15 protein-coding genes and 2 pseudogenes are annotated in these 17,368 nt (G+C 65.3%); 7 read left to right on the top strand and 10 right to left on the bottom strand.

Translation table 11 applies throughout. From position 1 onward, the window contains the following. Positions 1-6: 6 nt before the first annotated feature. Positions 7-1,191, bottom strand: coding sequence for an acetylornithine transaminase (locus WT16_RS04510; protein ID WP_063532788.1), 1,185 nt, complete (start codon positions 1,189-1,191; stop codon positions 7-9). A 275-nt stretch (positions 1,192-1,466) separates the two neighbouring features. Further along, positions 1,467-2,498 (bottom strand): CDP-6-deoxy-delta-3,4-glucoseen reductase, encoded by a 1,032-nt coding sequence (locus WT16_RS04505; protein ID WP_006024836.1) that lies wholly within the window; start codon positions 2,496-2,498, stop codon positions 1,467-1,469. A 28-nt stretch (positions 2,499-2,526) separates the two neighbouring features. Between WT16_RS04505 and WT16_RS04500 the strand changes: the two genes are divergently transcribed. Then, positions 2,527-3,606, top strand: coding sequence for an NAD-dependent epimerase/dehydratase family protein (locus WT16_RS04500; protein WP_063533056.1), 1,080 nt, complete (start codon positions 2,527-2,529; stop codon positions 3,604-3,606). Here the strand turns inward: WT16_RS04500 and WT16_RS04495 are convergent. After that, positions 3,599-3,787, bottom strand: a complete 189-nt coding sequence (locus WT16_RS04495; RefSeq protein WP_006024840.1) for a hypothetical protein — start codon at positions 3,785-3,787, stop codon at positions 3,599-3,601. The two genes, WT16_RS04500 and WT16_RS04495, sit on opposite strands and share 8 nt — an antisense overlap. A 116-nt stretch (positions 3,788-3,903) precedes the next feature. Next, positions 3,904-4,626, bottom strand: coding sequence for a 16S rRNA pseudouridine(516) synthase (locus WT16_RS04490; protein WP_059932090.1), 723 nt, complete (start codon positions 4,624-4,626; stop codon positions 3,904-3,906). 144 nt (positions 4,627-4,770) lie between these two features. Here WT16_RS04490 and copC point away from each other — a divergent pair, with 144 nt between their 5' ends. Then, complete coding sequence (gene copC, locus WT16_RS04485; RefSeq protein WP_006024842.1) at positions 4,771-5,142, top strand: copper homeostasis periplasmic binding protein CopC; 372 nt, start codon at positions 4,771-4,773, stop codon at positions 5,140-5,142. 294 nt (positions 5,143-5,436) lie between these two features. Here copC and WT16_RS04480 read toward each other — a convergent pair whose 3' ends face one another. After that, positions 5,437-6,399, bottom strand: coding sequence for a LysR family transcriptional regulator (locus WT16_RS04480; protein WP_006024844.1), 963 nt, complete (start codon positions 6,397-6,399; stop codon positions 5,437-5,439). Positions 6,400-6,601: 202 nt separating this feature from the next. Next, positions 6,602-7,498 (bottom strand): LysR substrate-binding domain-containing protein, encoded by an 897-nt coding sequence (locus WT16_RS04475; RefSeq protein ID WP_063532787.1) that lies wholly within the window; start codon positions 7,496-7,498, stop codon positions 6,602-6,604. A 114-nt stretch (positions 7,499-7,612) separates the two neighbouring features. Between WT16_RS04475 and WT16_RS04470 the strand changes: the two genes are divergently transcribed. Beyond that, positions 7,613-8,503 carry an alpha/beta hydrolase gene (locus WT16_RS04470; RefSeq protein WP_063532786.1) on the top strand — a complete coding sequence of 297 codons (891 nt, stop codon included), beginning with the start codon at positions 7,613-7,615 and terminating at the stop codon, positions 8,501-8,503. 50 nt (positions 8,504-8,553) lie between these two features. Here the strand turns inward: WT16_RS04470 and WT16_RS04465 are convergent, their stop codons facing one another. From WT16_RS04465 to WT16_RS04455, 3 genes are all read right to left on the bottom strand, one after another. Further along, positions 8,554-9,243 carry an MOSC domain-containing protein gene (locus WT16_RS04465; RefSeq protein ID WP_063533055.1) on the bottom strand — a complete coding sequence of 230 codons (690 nt, stop codon included), beginning with the start codon at positions 9,241-9,243 and terminating at the stop codon, positions 8,554-8,556. Between the two features lie 14 nt (positions 9,244-9,257). Next, a complete protein-coding gene (locus tag WT16_RS04460) occupies positions 9,258-10,154 on the bottom strand; it encodes a dihydrodipicolinate synthase family protein (RefSeq protein WP_009911529.1) in 897 nt (298 codons plus the stop codon). A gap of 81 nt (positions 10,155-10,235) precedes the next feature. Further along, positions 10,236-11,018, bottom strand: coding sequence for an aldolase (locus tag WT16_RS04455; RefSeq protein WP_063532785.1), 783 nt, complete (start codon positions 11,016-11,018; stop codon positions 10,236-10,238). Between the two features lie 131 nt (positions 11,019-11,149). Between WT16_RS04455 and WT16_RS04450 the strand changes: the two genes are divergently transcribed. Beyond that, positions 11,150-11,713, top strand: coding sequence for an XRE family transcriptional regulator (locus WT16_RS04450; protein WP_063532784.1), 564 nt, complete (start codon positions 11,150-11,152; stop codon positions 11,711-11,713). A 143-nt stretch (positions 11,714-11,856) separates the two neighbouring features. On the opposite strand, the gene WT16_RS35355 is transcribed toward WT16_RS04450, so the two are convergent. Further along, complete coding sequence (locus WT16_RS35355) at positions 11,857-11,991, bottom strand: hypothetical protein (RefSeq protein ID WP_269447540.1); 135 nt, start codon at positions 11,989-11,991, stop codon at positions 11,857-11,859. An 823-nt stretch (positions 11,992-12,814) separates the two neighbouring features. Here WT16_RS35355 and WT16_RS30215 point away from each other — a divergent pair. From WT16_RS30215 to WT16_RS04440, 3 genes and pseudogenes are all read left to right on the top strand, one after another. After that, positions 12,815-13,018, top strand: a pseudogene (locus WT16_RS30215) (hypothetical protein); the annotation flags it as partial. Positions 13,019-13,213: 195 nt separating this feature from the next. After that, positions 13,214-16,068 (top strand): annotated as a pseudogene (locus tag WT16_RS04445) (type VI secretion system Vgr family protein). A gap of 25 nt (positions 16,069-16,093) precedes the next feature. Further along, a complete protein-coding gene (locus WT16_RS04440; RefSeq protein WP_063533054.1) occupies positions 16,094-17,359 on the top strand; it encodes a VRR-NUC domain-containing protein in 1,266 nt (421 codons plus the stop codon). Positions 17,360-17,368 lie beyond the last annotated feature (9 nt).

Here is a 17,368-nt window from a genome sequence, read left to right as displayed (position 1 = left end):
GCGCGATCAGAGCGAATCGAGCACCGAACGCAGCATCGCCATCATCTGGTCGATCTCGTCGTTCGTCACGTTCAGGGCCGGCATGAAGCGCAGCAGGTTCGGGCGCGCGGCGTTCAGCAGCAGGCCGTCCGGCTGCATGTCGCGCGCCTTCTCGACGATCTGCGGGCCGATGTCCTTGCCGAGCAGGAGCGCGCGCAGCAGGCCTTCGCCGCGCTCGCCCTCGAAGCCGCGCTCCTCCGACAGTTCGAGCAGCTTGCGCTTCAGGTATTCCCCGCGCGCGCGCACGCCTTCGAGGAAGCCCGGCGCGACGAGTTGCGAGATCACCGCGTGGCCCGCCGCGGTCATCAGCGGGTTGCCGTTGTAGGTGCCGCCCTGGTCGCCCGCCTCGAACACCGCGACGTCCGCCTTCGACAGCAGCGCCGCGAGCGGCACGCCGCCGCCGATGCCCTTGCCGAGCGTCATGATGTCCGGCTCGACGCCGGCGAGCTCGTACGCGAACAGCGTGCCGGCGCGGCCGCAGCCGCTTTGCACTTCGTCGACGATGAGCAGCAGGTCGTGCTGCTTCGTCAGCGCGCGCAGTTGCCGCATGAATTCGCGCGACGCCGGGATCACGCCGCCTTCGCCCTGGATCGGCTCGAGCATCACGGCGACGGTCTTGTCGTTGATCAGCCGCTCGACCGAGTTGATATCGTTGATCTCGGCCTTCGGAAAGCCCGGCACCTGCGGCGCGTAGATCGTGTCCCAGCCGGCCTTGCCGCTCGCCGACATCGTCGCGAGCGTGCGGCCGTGGAAGCCGTGGTCGAACGTGATGATCTCGTACGCGCCCTTCCTAAACTTGCGGCCCCATTTGCGCGCGAGCTTGATCGCGCCTTCGTTCGCTTCGGCGCCGCTGTTCGCGAAGAACACCTTGTCGAACACGCTGTGCTGCGTGAGGAGGCTCGCGAGCTTCGCCATCGGCTCGTTGTAGAACGCGGGCGACGGGTTCAGCAGCTTCTCGGCCTGCGCCTGCAGCGCCTGGACGAGGCCGTCGTTGCAGTGGCCGAGGCAGTTGACCGCCCAGCCCTGGATGAAATCCAGATAGCGCTTGCCGGTGTGGTCGTAGAGCCACGAGCCCTTGCCGTGCGTGAACACGATGTCGGGGCGGTTCGTGATGTACATCAGCGAGTCGATCGGGTAGTCGTTCAGCGGCATAGCGGCAGGCTCCAGCGGGCAGTCGGCGAAAAGACAATAAAAAAGCCACGGGATGCCGTGGCTTGGTGGTTCGAACAGCTTGTGCGTAACGGGGAAGCGGTTACGCGCGAGTCCGTGGCGAGCCGGCGGCATCCGTGCGGAGCGGCGAGCGGCGACGTCGGAGAGGGGAGTGGAAGCGGTTCATGTGCGCAAGCATAAGGCATCACGCGGCCTCAAGTAAACCGCTGCGACGCGACAATTCCGTGTCGCGGCGGTTTTCCCGGGCCGCGCGGCGCTCAGACCGGGTGTGCGAGGTCCGCGGCGCTCGTGAACGAGTCCGCGTAGAACTCGTCGGCGGGCAGGCCATGGTGCTGCGTGAAGTCGCGCTGCGCGGATTCGACCATCACGGGCGCGCCGCACGCATACACCTGGTGCCCGGACAGATCCGGCAGATCCTCGATCACCGCGCGGTGCACGAAGCCCGTGCGGCCCGCCCACGCGTCGCTCGCGTCGGGCTCGGAGAGCACCGGCACGAACTTGAAGTTCGGGATCTCCTTCGCCCATTGCTCGGCGGCGTCGAGCAGATACAGGTCCTTCTTGCGGCGCGCGCCCCAGTAGAGCGTCATCGGGCGCTCGAGCTTCGCGTGGTGCGCGTGCTCGATGATCGCCTTGATCGGCGCGAAGCCCGTGCCGGATGCGAGCAGCACGATCGGCTTGTCCGAATCCTCGCGCAGGAAGAACGTGCCGAGCGGGCCTTCGAGGCGCAGGATGTCGCGTTCCTTCATCGCGCCGAACACGTGGTCGGTGAACTTGCCGCCCGGCATGTGGCGGATGTGCAGCTCGATCGGCCCTTCCTCGTGCGGCGCGGTCGCCATCGAATAGCTGCGGCGCGCGCCGTCCTTCAGGATGAACTCGATGTACTGGCCGGCCAGATACTGCAGGCGCTCGTTCGCGGGCAACTGCAGCCTCAGCACGATCACGTCGTCCGCGCGGCGCTCGAGCGCCGCGACGCGGCACGGCAGCTTCTTCACCTGGACGCCGTCGACGCCCGCGATCTCGCGCACGTCGACTTCGAGGTCGCTCTGCGGCTTCGAGCAGCAGAGGAGCGCGAGGCCGCGCGTGCGCTCGTCGTTCGACAGCGCCGATGCGGAATGCGGCCCCTGCTCGAACTGGCCTTGCACGATCGTGCCCTTGCACGAGCCGCACGCGCCGTTCTTGCAGCCGTAGGGCAGATGGACGTTCTGGCGCAGCGCCGCCGCGAGCACGGTTTCGTCGGCCTCGACCTGGAACTGCCGGCCGCTTTGCTTGAGGGTTACGTTAAAAGCCATAAGTCGTTGAGAACAAAAAGTGGGGACCGTGCAAGGCGTGCACGGCAGCTACAATGCATTCCTGCGGATCAACCGATACACCATGATTGCGACACGAATCCTGCGCCGGCCGCGCGTATTGATCGTCGGCTGCGGCGACGTCGGCCTGCGCTGCGCCGCGCAACTGCGCGCGCGGCGCGAGAACCTGCGCGTCGTCGCGCTGACGAGCCGGCGCTCGCGCTGCGCCGAACTTCGGGCGGCGGGCGTCGTGCCCGTCGTCGGCGATCTGGACGCGCGCGCGACGCTCGAGCGGATCGCGCGCGTCGCGCACGTCGTGCTGCATCTCGCGCCGCCGCAGGCCACGGGCGACGTCGATCGCCGAACGCAGGCGCTCGTCGCCGCGCTCGCGTCGCCACGGCGGCCGTCGCGTCAGTTCGCGCCGGCATACGGCAGGCTGCGCGCCGGGCGGGCCGCTGCCAGATCGGCTCGGCCGCCTTTTCGGGCATCGGCTATTGTACCCGACGCCCCGTCGCGTCCCGTCGTCGTCTACGCGAGCACGAGCGGCGTCTACGGCGATTGCGGCGGCGCGCGGGTTGACGAAACGCGGCCGGTGCGGCCCGCGAATCCGCGCGCGCAGCGGCGCGTGTCGGCCGAGCGTCAGCTTCGCCGCGCGACCGCGCGCGGTGCGCTGTCCGCGCGCATCGTGCGGATCCCCGGCATCTACGCGGCGAACCGGCTGCCGCTCGCGCGGCTCGAGAAGGGCACGCCGGCCCTCGCCGAGGCCGACGACGTCTATACGAACCATATTCATGCCGACGATCTCGCGTCGATTCTGTTGCGCGCCGCCGCGCGCGGCAAGCCCGCGCGGGTCGTCCATGCGAGCGACGATACCGAGCTGAAGATGGGGGACTACTTCGAGCGGATCGCGCGCGCGTTCGGCATGCGCAGCCCGCCACGCATCGCGCGCGCCGAAGCGGAGCGGCAGCTCGAGCCGATGCTGCTGTCGTTCATGCGCGAGTCGCGGCGGCTCGCGAACGCGAGAATGAAGCGCGAATTGCGCATCGCGCTGCGTTATCCGACTGTCGACGACTTTCTGCGCACCGTGCCCGCGCCGCGCCCGGTCAAGTGATTGCCGGCAACGCCTCGATCAGCAGGAAGCACAGCAGCGCGCCGATCAGCGCGCCAATCAGATTCGGATGATATTTGCGCTTCAGATGCATCGCGGTGAGCAGCCCGCCGATGATGATCGCGCCGAGCGCCGCGAACGCCAGTATCACGGACGATATTTCGATCGGATTGTCGATGGTCATGATGTCCCCCCAAACCTGGAACGTATTGTGGTTTGTTTCGAGTATAGCGGGGCTTGATGACACTGCCATGCCGCGCTGCGGCATGGCTCGGGCCGCCGGGCGGCGGCCGTTCGGGCTTACCCTGACAGGGTTTTCGCCGTGCCGCGCAATGCGGCGAGATCGTGCTCGTCGAGCCAGCGCCATGCGCCTTCGGCGAGATCCCCGGGCAACGCGAAGCCGCCGATGCGCGAGCGATGCAACGCGTCGACGCGGTTGCTCGCGGCGGCGACCATCCGCTTCACCTGGTGGTATTTCCCTTCGGCGATCGTTATTTCGAGGAGTCGTTCTCCTCGGGCGACGGCGGCGAGCGCCGCGACCGGCTTCGGCTCGCCGTGCAGCAGCACGCCCGCGCGCAGCGTGTCGAGCTGCGCGTCGTCGAGCGGGTGGCGCACCGTCGCGACGTAGGTCTTCGGCGTCTTGCGCTTCGGTGACGTGTACGCATGGACGAACTGGCCGTCGTCGGACAGGAGCAGCAGGCCCGTCGTGTCCTGGTCGAGGCGGCCGACGCACTGGACGCCGCGTTCGGCGAACTGCGGCGGCAGCAGGCTGAACACGCTCGCATGATGCTGCGGCTCGCGCGAGCACTCGTAGCCCGCCGGCTTGTTGAGCACGACGTACGCGCGCGCGCGGTACGGCCAAGCGACGCCGTCGACTTCGAACACGAGCTGCGTGGTGTCGAACGACGCGTGCGCGTCGGTGCACGTCGCGCCGCCGGCGGCGACGCGTCCCGCTTCGACGAGCGCGCGGCACTGGCGGCGCGACCCGAAGCCTTGGGTGAACAGAATGCTTTCGAGATCCATGGCGCGCGCATTGTACCAAGCGCATCAAACGCGGATCGGGAGAACGGTCGCGGCGCGCTCGGGCGCAAGCGCGCGTGGGCTGGTAAGCTCGAGGCCCCGCGGTCGCGCTCGCGACCGCCATTCCTCGTTCAAACGAAGGTAACGATGACCATGACGATCACTTCCGTCGCGCGGCGCGGCCTCGCCGCCGCGCTCGCACTCGCGCTGTCGGGCGCCGCATTCGCGCACGCGAAACCCGAGAAGACCGATCCGCCCGCGAATGCCGCGGTCGCGGCGCCGCAGGCCGTGTCGATCGACTTCACCGAGACGCTCGAGCCCGCGTTCAGCTCGATCGTCGTCGTCGACGCAGCCGGCGCGCCGGCCCAGGCCGCGAAGGCGGTCGTCGACGCGAACGATCGCAAGCGCATGTCGGTCGCGCTCAAGCCGCTGCAGGCCGGCGCGTATACGGTCAAATGGGTGGCGGTTGCAACCGACGGCCACCGCACGCAGGGCCGCTATACGTTCACCGTGAAATAGGCGCCGGGCGAGGGGCCGCCGCGGTGTTCCGATGCGCGGCAGCGTTCGACGAATCCACATCTCGTCGATTCGCTATTCGAGATCGTTCGTCGCCGCGCCGGTTGCGCGGAAGCCGCGAATGTGTCCGCCGGCGTTCGGCGCGCGTTTCGCCGTTTTCCCGCTTCCGGACGGAGTCAAACGCGGCTAGCCGCTGAAAGCGCATCGAGCACGCGTGCACGATGCACGCACATATGCATATGCACGCACCCGCTCGTGCGCGCGACGGCACGCCGAAGCGCATCGTCGGCGGCGCGCTCAGCGCAGCCGCGTGACGACGGCGCGCGCGCCGAGCGTCGGCGCCTCGCCGCGATCGCCGGCGGCGCGCGGCCCGATCCGTATCCGCTCTTTCAGGAAATCGAGCAGCGCGTGCACGCGCATTGGCAGATGCTCGCTCGGCCCGACGAACACCGCGTTGATCTCTTCTTCGTCGCCCGGATTGAATGCCTCGAGCACCGGCACGAGGCGTCCCGCGTCGAGGTCCGCGTCGACGTGAAAGCGCGCGAGCCGCGCGAGCCCGAGCCCGGAGACGGCCGCTTCGCGGATGCTTTCGTTGTCGCCGAGCAGCAGGTGGCCGCCCGACGGCAGCAGGCGCTGGCCTTCCGCCGCGACGAACGGCCATGCCTTCGCGTTGCCGCTGAGGCCGATGCAGTTGTGGCGATCGAGATCGTCGGGCGTCGCCGGCACGCCGTTGCGCTCGAAATACGCGGGCGAGCCGACGACGACCATCCGGCTGCCGCCGAGCCTGCGCATCACGAGCCGCGAATCGTCGAGTGCGCCGGAGCGGATCGCGATGTCGCTGCGGTTGTCGAGCGGATCGACGGCCGCGTCCGACAGCACGATGTCGAGCGTGATGTCCGGATAGCGGCGCTGGAACTCGGGCAAGAGCGGCATCAGATGATGCTTGCCGAACGGCACGTGCGAATTGATCCGCACGCGCCCCTGCGGAATCGCGCCGTGCATCGCCTCGCGCTCGGCGTCGGCGATGTCTTCGAGGATGCGCACGCAGCGCTCGTAGAACGCGGCGCCTTCGGGCGTGAGCTGCAGCTTGCGCGTCGTGCGATTCAAAAGGCGCACGCCGAGCCGCGTCTCGAGCCGTTGAACGAACTTGCTGATCGCCGATGGCGTCATGTCGAGCCGTCGTCCCGCCGCAGAGAATCCGCACGACTCGATCACCTGAACGAACACGGCCATCTCGGAGAAACGATTGACCTCGCGCATGGACGTTTTGACGAGATTTTGAATGGATGAATCCTAGTATATCCGCGACTTGTTTTCGAACTCGCGGGATTTTCTTATGCCCGCGTTCATCGATTCTCGTCGATTCATCGTCGACCGTTTATCTCGCTTCGGCTGCCGCGTATTGGCGATTCATTGTGAGACGAACGTCTCGAACGAGCGCGCGTTCGTTTGCGCCGGCGCGTTAATGCGCCGGTGCGAAACGGCGGCGGCGTCCGGTTTCGCGCACCGCGTCGATCAGCGCGTTGCTGGCGGGCGTCGGTCGATGCGAGAACGCGTAGAAGCGCGCGGCGGGCAGCGCGGGCAGTGCGTCGTTCGGCCCGCATTCGCGCAGGCCGTCGCGCAACTGGCTGCGCGCGACGACGGTGACGGCGAATCCCGCGAGCGCGGCCGCCACGCAGCCCGCCATGCTGCCGCTTTCGAACGCGATCCGAAATGGCCGCAGCGCGTCGCTCAGCGCGGCGAGCGCCGCTTCGCGGTACACGCAAGGCTCGGGAAAGAGCGCGAGCGGCAGCGCGTCGTTTGCGTCGAGCGCGGCGCCGGATGCGAACGCCCATACGAGCGGCTCTTCCCACAGCAGTTCGCCGGCGTTGTCGTCGATGCGGCGGCAATGCTTGCCGAGCACGACGTCGAGGCGGCCCGACGCCTGGTGCCGCAGCAGATCCGCGGTGATGCCGACCTTCAGCTCGATCGTCGCGCGCGGATGCAGTCGGCCGAACGCGTGCAGCACCTGCGGCAGCCACGCGCCGGCGAAATCCTCCGACGCGCCTACGCGCAGCCGGCCGTGCAGCGGCGAGCCGCGCAGCCGCGCACGCGCTTCGCGCTCCATCTCGACGATGTTGCGTGCATATGCATAGAGCGTCTCGCCCGCGGGCGTGAGCTCAACTCGCCGCGTCGTGCGGGCGAGCAGCACGGCGCCCGTCGCCTGCTCGAGCCGCTTGATGTGCCCGCTGACGGCCGACGGCGTGAGCGCGAGCCGCTCGGCCGCGGGCGCGAAGCCGCGGCTGTCGGCGACTTCGAGAAAGGTGCGCAGCAGCACGATGTCGAGCGACATCGCTGCCGAGTCCGACGGCGCATTCATGCGGATCACCGATTCAACGAGATATTCGAATAATAGATGATGATTCTTTGAGAATCGTGACGAGAGCCCGGGCTACGATCGACATCACCGACCTGATAACCGGCGGAGACCCCGATGCCCGACTATCTGTTTGCGACGACCCCGCTGCTGGACGTCGCGTATCTCGAATGGAATCCGGACGGCGCGCGCACGGCCGTGCTGCTGCACGGCTGGCCGGACAGCCCGGCGTGCTGGAAAGCGGCCGCGCCCGTGCTCGCCGACGCCGGCTATCGCGTGCTTGCGCCCGCGCTGCGCGGTTTTGCGCCAACCCGCTTTCGCGACGCGGCGACGCCGCGCAGCGGGCAACTCGCGGCGCTCGGGCGCGATCTGCTCGATTTCGCCGACGCGCTGGGGCTCGAACGCCCGGTGCTCGTCGGACATGACTGGGGTGCGCGCGCCGCCGCGAACGCGTGCGGGTTGCGTGAGCGGGCGGCGTCGCATCTCGTGATGCTGTCGGTCGGCTACGGCACGAACGACCCGAATCAGCCGCTGTCGCTGCAGCAGGCGCGCCGTTACTGGTATCACTGGTTCATGGCGACGTCGCGCGGCGAGCGAGCGGTGCGCGACGATCGCCGCGCGTTCGCGAGGACGATGTGGGACACGTGGGCGCCGGCCGGCTGGTATGCGCCGGAGGACTTCGACGAAGCGGCCGACGCGTTCGATGGGCCCGACTGGGCAGACGTCGTGCTGCATTCGTACCGGCACCGCTGGGGCTTCGCGAACGGTTGTGCCGCGTATGCGCACGACGAAGCGCGTCTGAATCCCGCGCCCGTTCTGTCCGTGCCGACGCTCGTGCTGCACGGCGGCGCGGACACCTGCAACCATCCGGACAGCTCCGCATCGCGCGAGCGGTTCTTCGCCGGACGCTACGAGCGCGTCGTACTCGATGGCGTCGGTCACTTTCCGCAACGCGAGGCGGCGGCGCGCGTCGCCGATGCGATCGTCGCGTTCTGCGCCGGCGCGTGAGCGCGACAGGGCGGCGGGCGCCGGTCCTCGCCGCCCGTTGCGCGCTCATGTCATCCGTCGAGCCGCTTCGTCCAGTCCTCGACCGCGCCGGCCTTCAGCCGCCGCTCGAACAGTTGGCGCCATGACAGTGGCAGCGCGTCGATGCGCGACAGCGCTTCGAGCGCGCCGGCATCGAGCGTGCGCCGGTACAGCACATCGAGCACGCTCGACAGCGGCCATTCCGGATGCGGCCGCTCGCGCAGCGCGAGTTCGCCGCCGGGCTCGACCCAGCCCTCGTCGAGCACGCGGTAGTACCAGCCGGTCCGTCCGCTCTGCTGGACGCGCGCGGACATCTTCCGGAATCCGAAGCGTGCATTGAGCTTCCAGCACGGCTGCCGGGACTGCGAGACCTGCAGCGTCGCGCCGCCGAGCGTGAAGACGTCGCCGATGCACACGTCGCGCTCGGCGATGCCGCGCGTCGACAGGTTCTCGCCGAATGCGCCCGGCCGCGCGAGCACGTCGCGCGGGCCGATCTCGGCCGCCCATAGCGCATAGTGGTCGAACGCATAGTGATGGACCGCCTTGTCCGGGCCGCCGTGATGCTTGCGGTCGGCCTGTTCGTCGCCGGCGAAGCCGGTGCGCGCGAGCCACAGGCGCTCGTGCACCGGTTGCTTGCCGATCGCGCTCGCGTGCGCCGTATCCGCGAGCGGCCGTATCGCGCCGATCAGCAGCGCATCGAGTTTCGCGTTCATCGAATGCATGCGCGCCGTTCCGTTCACGCGTGAGCAGCGTCGCGCAGCGCGTCGAGAATCGCGGCGAGCTCGCGCGTGCGCTCTTCGCCGAGCGGGCGCAGCGGCTTGCGCGGCTCGCCCGCATCGAAGCCCGCAAGCCGCAGCCCCGCCTTCACCGTGACGGGCAGCCCGCCCGCGACGATGAACTGCAAGAGCGGCAGTTGCCGGTGGAAGACGGCGCGGGCCGTGCCGAGATCGCCCGCGCGCATCGCTTCGTACAGCGCGAGCGGCAGGCGCGCATTCAGGTTCGGCGCGGCGGTGCACCAGCCGGCCGCGCCCGCCGCGAGCGCGGCGAGCGCCATCGGATTGCTGCCGTTGTAGAACGGGATCGCGCCGTCGCCCAGTTGCGCGAGCCGGTGCATGCGCTTGATGTCGCCCGTGCTCTCCTTGACCATCGTCACGTTGTCGACCGTGCGGAAGATGCGTGCGATCAGCTCGGGCGACATGTCGATGCCGCTCGTCGCCGGGTTGTTGTACAGCATGATCGGGATGCCGATCGCGTCGCCGATCGCGCGATAGTGGCCGACGATCGCTTCGTCGTCCAGCTTCCAGTACGACACGGGCAGCACCATGACCGCGTCAGCGCCTGCCTGCTCGGCGAACTTCGCGCGGCGCACCGCGTTCGCGGTGGTGAGATCGGAGATGCCGACGACGGCCGGCACGCGGCGGTCGACGGCGCGAATCGAGGCCGACGCGGCGGCTTCCCATTCGGCGTCGGACAGATAGGCGCTCTCGCCTGTGCTGCCGAGCGGCGCGATGCCGTGCACGCCGCTTGCGATCAGGCGTTCGACGAGCGCGCCGAGGGCGGTCGTGTCGACCTGGCCGTCGGGCGAGAAGGGGGTGACGGGGTAGGCGATGATGCCTTGCAATGGGTTGGACATGAGTCGGGGGCTCCGGAGTGTTCGAGGTCGTCGGGTCGTCGTCGGTTCGCTATCGATTCGACGCGCGGGCAATTCGGCGGATCAGCCGAGGCAGTCGGGGTGATGGCGCAGCGCGCGCCGCGCGTAGTACGCGAACGTCACGGCGTCGCGCTTCGGCGTCGAGATCCAGTCGTGTGCGTCGGTCGCGAGCGCGGGCGGGATCGGCTCGATCGCGCCGGCCGCCATCGCCAGCAGTTGCAGCCGCGCTGCGCGCTCGATCAGGATCGCGAGCATGCACGCCTCCTCGATCGTTTTGCCGACGACGAGCTGGCCATGATGCGACAGCAGGATCGCGCGCTTGTCGCCAAGCGCGTTCGAGATGATCTCGCCTTCCTCGTTGCCGACGGGCACGCCTGGCCAATCCTTCAGGAACGCGCAATCGTCGTAGAGCGGACAGGTGTCCATGTGCGACACGACGAGCGGCGTCTCTAGCATCGACAGCGCGGCGACGTGCGCCGGATGCGTGTGGATGATGCAGTTGACGTCGGGGCGCGCGCGATAGATCCACGTGTGAAAGCGGTTGGCGGGATTCGGAATGCCTTCGCCGCCGATCACTTCGAGATCCTGATCGACCTGCAGCAGATTCGATTCGGTGATCTCGTCGAAACCGAGCCCGAGGCGCTGCGTGTAGTACGTGTGCGGCGTATCCGCGCGGCACGTGATCTGTCCGGCGAGGCCGCAGTCGTGCCCGTCGTCGAACAGGATCCGGCACGTGAGCGCAAGCTTCTCGCGCGCGGTCCACCCGCTATCCTTGATTTCGTTGTCGAGCCGCCGCTGCGCGAGCGCGACGAGATCGGCCTTGCCCATCTTCAATGTGTCGACCATACCACCTCCAGGATGTGAACGAATATGCCGTGTTCCTGACGCGTCGTCGCGACGCATCAAGAACACGAAGTAGATTATAGGACACAAAGTGTCATGCGATACAATCAGTTTTTCAAAAGACATTTGCCGTCATGACGATTCGTCTGAAGCTGCTGAGAAAGCAGAAAGGATGGACGCTCGACGTGCTGGCCGAAGCGACCGGCCTCACGAAGAGCTATTTGTCGAAGGTCGAGCGCGGCCTCAGCGTGCCGTCGATCGCGGTCGCGCTGAAGCTGTCGAAGGCGCTGCAGGTCGACGTCGAGCAGTTGTTCTCGGAGAGCCGGGATCGCGAGCTGATCACGGTCACGCGGGCGTCGGAGCGCACGTCGATGGGCAGCGCATCGAGCGTGCGCGCGCGCACGTACGAGAGCATCGCGGCGGGCGTCGCGCCGAAGAGGCTGTTGCCGTTCATCGTGTATCCGCCGCGCGATTACGTGAGCTCGGCGTTTCGCGAGCACGAAGGGGAGGAGATGCTGTTCGTCCACAAGGGGCGTGTCGAGATCGCGTTCCCGAACGAGACGATCAAGCTGAAGACGGGTGATTCGGTTTATTTCAATGCGCTGATTCCGCACCGGATGCGCAGCGTCGGCGCGACGCAGGCGGAGGTGCTCGTCGTCGTGAGCAACGACGAGGGCGTGCGCGACGACGCGCAGTAGCGGCGGCGGACGACCGGGAGGATGAGATCGATACGTGACGGGCGGGTGGTGTCCGCCGGCGACGGATGCGCGCGACACGGAGGGCGGATTGGCGAACGTGTCGCGCCGGTCGGCACGAACGGGGATCGCCGGTTAGCGAAGACTCACTCGTCGTTGCCGATTTTCATGAAGAGCCGGATCGATCGGATCGCATACGCGAGGCCGCCGACCACGACAAGCGCACCCAATCCCAGCAGCACGTTCTCGAGCGACAACGCGTTTTGAAGAGATAAAAACAATGCCTTGCATCTATTGCATTCTTCATACATTTGGATGTGGATTGTAACAATTCCCACTGAATCATTTCCGGAAGTTTGCATGTGGCGAAATTTTTGGCGAGCGGACGGGCGGTTTCTTTAGGCGGGACGCAGGTTGGGGCTGCCGGCGGCCAGGCGAGCGGCGTCCGATGTTCGTCGCCACCTTGATTGGGCAGGAGTGTGCGCCGCACGGCATGGCCGACTGGCGGTCCGCACCGCGCCATGGCATGGCGGGCCGTGGCGGGCGCAAATGAAAAAGCTCCGCGTTGATAGTGTCAAGGCGGGGCTCGATTGCCGCGGCCGGCGGTGCGGGGCATGTCCGTCGGACGATGCCGCAGCGAGCGTAGGCGGTAGTGGCGCGATGCTTCGATGTCTGCTGGCGCGCATGGCCGCACACGCCAAATTTCGGACAGAGCTTTATGTGGCGGAAAATTAATTTGATTGCCGAAGGGCGTTGTCCTGCCCCAATCGTACCCCGCGCGTTTTCGATGGACGTCGTTCGGCAGTGCGCGCTGCCGAAAGCAAGAACGCTGGCGACATCAGTAACAAGCGCCCGAAATCCGCGTCGGGCTTGAGCTTGTCCAGGGTATGGGACGCTCCCGGACTGGTACAGGCTGCGCGAAAGATCGCCCGCGCCGCCCGCCAATGTGTGCGCGCCGAGCTTTGCTTTGTTTACCCGGTAACTTCGGCAGGGTAGTTTCCCCTATTCGGCACGTGCCGCAGTCCTCGCGGATTTTCCACGGTGGATTCGGCATGGGTTATCGCTCATCCGGGAAGGTGACACGACTTCCCACGGTGGCCGTGTGTGGCATTGGTGGATACGCAATTGGCCGGTGCTGTGGTCGGCGCCAAGGGCAGTATCGCGACTCGTTTCGCCGGTACGCCGATCTACAAGCCGTCCGGCTTTACGACAGCGCGCGTGACAGTCGGATTTCAGGTCGTGGTAGGTTGGATCGCGGCGTCGCCAATCTATCGCTTGATGATCTGGCGGTGCTCGCATCAGTGCTGAAAGTAGACCCGGTGCGGCTTCTCGGTGGCGGCGGCACGTAAGGCACGTAAACGATTGTTAAACGCTCGTTGCTTCAGGCTGCATTCATCTGACATAAGCTAAAATCGCGCGAGAACGACCTTTCGTCGCCGTTGGCTGACCGTCGCTGTGTCGCTTCTCTGACGGTAGTCGAACCTGAGAGAAGGACGACAAGAAATGGTACTCAGACCACCCGTGCCCGGGGATTTGAAGAATCGCGACCTGTACGAAGCCGTCCATCGCGGCTTGTTGCAGCACGACCGGCTGTTGATGCTGGATACACCGCTCGGCAAGAACGCGTTGACCCCGTTGCGGGAGCGCGGATCGTCAGGGATCGGCGGTGACTACCATTGGACGGTCGATGTCGCGTCGCTGCGCGACGATACGGCGCTGTTGTCGCTGATGCATCAGCCTGTCACTCTGTGGATTCAGCAGCGGACGGCACTCTACGCCGACTTCATCTATCGCCCCGTGCATGGCTTCGTGCATCAGGTCGGCTACTTGGGTGGCGACGGTAGTGTGTCAACGTTTCAACTCGAATTTTCCTCCGCCCTGATTTTCCTGAACAAAAGACTCACAACGACGAAGGCTGGCTCGAAAAAGACGCGCGCGAAATTATTTCGGAAATTTTCAACCGGTATCCGCAGCTTCAGGGGCGGTTCCGCTTCAATCTGACGCGCGAACCTGCCGTGCGCTCATGGTGCCGTCAGAGCGAATCCGATCTTCATTTCGTACACCGCCTTCTCGAAGATGAGAGTTGGTATTTCTATTGGGTTCACGAACAGACGAAAGACGGTGAGCCGCCAAAAACAACGCTCATCATTCTGGATCGCGTGTCGTCGCTGCCGGAAGCGAAACCGGCCGAATACTATCGCGGCAACACCGATCACGAAGCGGACGGGTTCACACAATGGGCGGTCACGCAGACGATGCAAAGTCTGCGCTACATGTCGCGCGCGTTCGATTACAAGCGTCCGACCTCGCAGTTTGAAGTAGACAGCGCTTTGCAATCTACGACCTATGTAGAGGACGACGGGCGACACAGGGAAGCGCACGGCATTCCACACGCTCCGATGACGATCTACGAGCCGACAGCGTACGGCTACCCCGATTCGGACAGCGGCGCGGCTCGCGCACGTCGGCGCTTACAGGAGTGGGATTCGCGCGCACGCCGGTATTTCGGCGTCGGTGGGTTGCGCTGGCTGGATGCCGGATTGCGCTTCACGCTGAACAACCATCCGCGTCATCCCGACAGCGATCCCAAGAAACGGGAATTTCTCGTCATCGAGGCGCGATGGTTCATCGAAAACAACGTGTCGATCGGTCGACAGGCGACGGAATATCCGCGCAGTCTGCGCGCGACGTTGGCTGAGCAACAGGCGGCACACGGGGCGCGCTTCAAGACTCCGGAGCATCCGCAGGACGGGACGGCCGGATTTTTCGTCATCGAGATTGAGGCACAAGAAGCGAGCGTTGAATATCGCAGCCCGCTCGCGCATCCCAAGCCGAACATGACCATCGAGCATGCGATCGTCGTGACGCAGCAAGGATCGGAAGCGTGGACGAACGAGCGAAATCAAGTCCGCGTGCATTTCGCGTGGGACCGCAAAAATCCGGATGGCACGTTTGCTTCGTCGCCGCTGCTATCGACCATGCAGGCCGATACCGGGAACGGCTACGGAGCGGTTCACGTGCCACGGGCCGGTGAATGGGTTTTAGTCGCCTATTGGGCAAACGATTGCGACAAGCCGTTCATTTTAGGGCGCGTCAACGGCGGAACGACGCCTTCGCAGTGGCATTCGAATGTCCTGCTGTCGGGTTTTCAGTCGCAGGGGTTCGGCGGTACGGGCGCGTTCAATTCGTTCGTCCACGATGACGCCACGAATCAAAGCGGTACACGGCTCGTCAGCTACACCGGCAGCAGCTACGCATCGATCGCGCAGGGCTATTTGATTCAACAGAGCGGCAACACGCGCGGGCGATATCTCGGTTCGGGGTTGCTGCTGCACGCCGACCATTACGCATCGGTACGCGGTGGCCGGGGCGTGTCGATCAGCGCGCATCCCGTGTCGCGCGACAGCGATCAACTCGACGTGGACGAAGCGCGCGAGCAGCTCACGCGTTCGAAAAACCTGCTCGGCAGCATTTCGGATGCAAGCGAACAACATCAGGTCGAGAGCTTGAAACCCGGCATCGATGCGCTGACGACGTTCACCGATGCGACGAAGCAATCCGCGTCCGGTGAAGCTACTGGCGGACGTACAGCGGGCGGCGGCACGGGTAACGCGAATGCGTTCGCTGCACCGCTGCTTCTGCTCGGCAGTCCGGCCGGTATCGGCCTGTCCACGCATCAGTCGCTACATGCCAGCGCCGACCAACAGGCGAGCTGGATCAGCGGTCAGGATTCGTATCTCGCGGCGGGCGGATCGTTGCACGCCGCGGCGATTGATCACTTGAGCCTGTTCGCACGAAATCAGGGCATCAAAGCCGTCGCGGGTAAAGGCAAGGTCGAAATACAGGCGCAGGACGGCGATCTGGAAATGATCGCGCAGCAGCTTGTGAAATTGCTGTCGGTGACCGGACGAATGGAAATCGCGGCCGATCAGGAACTGGCCCTGTACTGCGGCGGTGCGACGATTCGCATCAAAGACGGCAACGTCTCGATACACGCACCGGGCAACGTTGACTTCAAGGGCGCGTCATTCAGCTTTGCGGGGCTGGTCAGTGAGTCGTACACGATGCCGCAGTTCAAGCCGTCGTATCAGGCGCAATACGTCCTGAAAAACGAGGCAGATGGTACGCCGATGATTCGACACGCCTACGAAATGAAGCTGCCATCGGGGCGAACCGTGCTCGGACACACGAACGACCTCGGCGAGACAGCACCGATTTTCACGCCGAGCGCTCAAAGCGTAAGCCTCAAGGCGTTCGAGCAGGAAAAGCAGGATGTCGAGCCGTGGAAATATGCGGGCGGCGGGGAACCTGACATTTGGGCCGATTACCTGAAGGTTGACCCCGACGAGCGCGCGTGAGCGCCGGCGATACTTGGAGAACACAATGGGCGGATCACTTCAACCGGCGGGCGCGTGCGAGACGATCAAAGAGCGTGTACCTGAGTACGCGTATCTACCACCGGGAACCAAGGGATATTTGCAAGAAAAGGTCGAGACTGCGCTGAAAACGGCAAAATACGTGCCTGTCAAGTTGCGCGATGGATCGATCGTTTATCGGTTGCTCATGCAGGCCGCGATGAGTGTGCCGATGATTATCGAGGAAGAGGAAAAATGGAAGTGGCTATCCAAGTACAAGGCGGAAGTCAGCTTTGATATGGAAGCCAGTGTTCTTTCGGAAGGGGTGGAAGCGCCGATCCCATTTTTGAGTAACGAAAGACCTCACGGTTCGGAGCGTCGCCGCAGTCTGAATCCATTCCCGCCGGGAGCAACCGTCGGCCTACTACGGCGTCCCGATGTAATCATCGTAGAAACAGAAGCGATTCTCTGGCCCGGTCGTGGGACGATCGATCGCGAAGGTGATCGTCATGTCAACAACTTGCTAAGGCTCGTGGAAGTCAAGTTTCCCGGCGATACCTTGGGGAGAGCGCAGGAGTTGGCCTATCAGGCGATTGCTGGTGACTTCAAAAATCGCATGACCGTGATCGATGTGACCGATTGCAACGGGGACCTGCAGAAAATCCCCAAGCCCGCCCCTATTCCCGCGCCGAAAACCGAAGATGAGAAGGAGCGTCAGCGCGTCCCCATTCGCAGCGTTCCCGCTGTTCCGCACCACGTCTGGTATGAGGACTGGTGGCAAAAGGCGCATGAATTCGGTGAAGAGGTCGAACATGCTGTCGCTCCGGTTTGGGATGCGGTTCAACGTGGATATTCTTACCTGTCTGCTGAGACAAGCGCTTTCCTGCATCAGCACGCAGCATGGATGTTTACGGCCGGTCAGTGGGTCGCCGACAAGACGCATAGCGCTTGGATATGGGTGGACGAGAAAGGTCACGAGCTATTCCGCTATACGGCCGCGCAACTCAAGGCCGGATGGGAAGCGATCGTACGCATGACCGATTTGACGTGGGATGTGCTCACGCATATCGATTGGGCGCAGGTCGGCGTGACGCTGCTGAAAGGAGCCGCGATAGCGGTAGCCATTGTCGTCGGCGTCGCAATCGTGATCCTGTTGTTGCCTGAGTTGATCGCGATATTTGCTGCTCTGTGTGCGATTATCGCGGCTGGTGCAGAGGCCGCTGCTGCATTGGCTGCGACCCTTGGTGTAGTCGTCGGGGGCGGGAGTGCAGTTGCGGCACTCTCCGCAAGCTGACTGCATTCA

Source organism: Burkholderia sp. MSMB1589WGS, assembly GCF_001636105.1.
Taxonomy (GTDB): Bacteria; Pseudomonadota; Gammaproteobacteria; order Burkholderiales; family Burkholderiaceae; genus Burkholderia; species Burkholderia humptydooensis.
Note: the sequence above shows the minus strand (reverse complement) of the source record. Positions and strands in the feature narration are given on the sequence as shown.

What these genes read in the sequence shown, in the direction of transcription:
- WT16_RS04510 (WP_063532788.1), bottom strand. Translation starts at nt 1,191, where the DNA reads ATGCCGCTGAACGACTACCCGATCGACTCGCTGATGTACATCACGAAC.
- WT16_RS04505 (WP_006024836.1), bottom strand. Translation starts at nt 2,498, where the DNA reads ATGGCTTTTAACGTAACCCTCAAGCAAAGCGGCCGGCAGTTCCAGGTC.
- WT16_RS04495 (WP_006024840.1), bottom strand. Translation starts at nt 3,787, where the DNA reads ATGACCATCGACAATCCGATCGAAATATCGTCCGTGATACTGGCGTTC.
- WT16_RS04490 (WP_059932090.1), bottom strand. Translation starts at nt 4,626, where the DNA reads ATGGATCTCGAAAGCATTCTGTTCACCCAAGGCTTCGGGTCGCGCCGC.
- copC (WP_006024842.1), top strand. Translation starts at nt 4,771, where the DNA reads ATGACCATGACGATCACTTCCGTCGCGCGGCGCGGCCTCGCCGCCGCG.
- WT16_RS04480 (WP_006024844.1), bottom strand. Translation starts at nt 6,399, where the DNA reads ATGCGCGAGGTCAATCGTTTCTCCGAGATGGCCGTGTTCGTTCAGGTG.
- WT16_RS04475 (WP_063532787.1), bottom strand. Translation starts at nt 7,498, where the DNA reads ATGAATGCGCCGTCGGACTCGGCAGCGATGTCGCTCGACATCGTGCTG.
- WT16_RS04470 (WP_063532786.1), top strand. Translation starts at nt 7,613, where the DNA reads ATGCCCGACTATCTGTTTGCGACGACCCCGCTGCTGGACGTCGCGTAT.
- WT16_RS04465 (WP_063533055.1), bottom strand. Translation starts at nt 9,243, where the DNA reads ATGCATTCGATGAACGCGAAACTCGATGCGCTGCTGATCGGCGCGATA.
- WT16_RS04460 (WP_009911529.1), bottom strand. Translation starts at nt 10,154, where the DNA reads ATGTCCAACCCATTGCAAGGCATCATCGCCTACCCCGTCACCCCCTTC.
- WT16_RS04455 (WP_063532785.1), bottom strand. Translation starts at nt 11,018, where the DNA reads ATGGTCGACACATTGAAGATGGGCAAGGCCGATCTCGTCGCGCTCGCG.
- WT16_RS04450 (WP_063532784.1), top strand. Translation starts at nt 11,150, where the DNA reads ATGACGATTCGTCTGAAGCTGCTGAGAAAGCAGAAAGGATGGACGCTC.
- WT16_RS04440 (WP_063533054.1), top strand. Translation starts at nt 16,094, where the DNA reads ATGGGCGGATCACTTCAACCGGCGGGCGCGTGCGAGACGATCAAAGAG.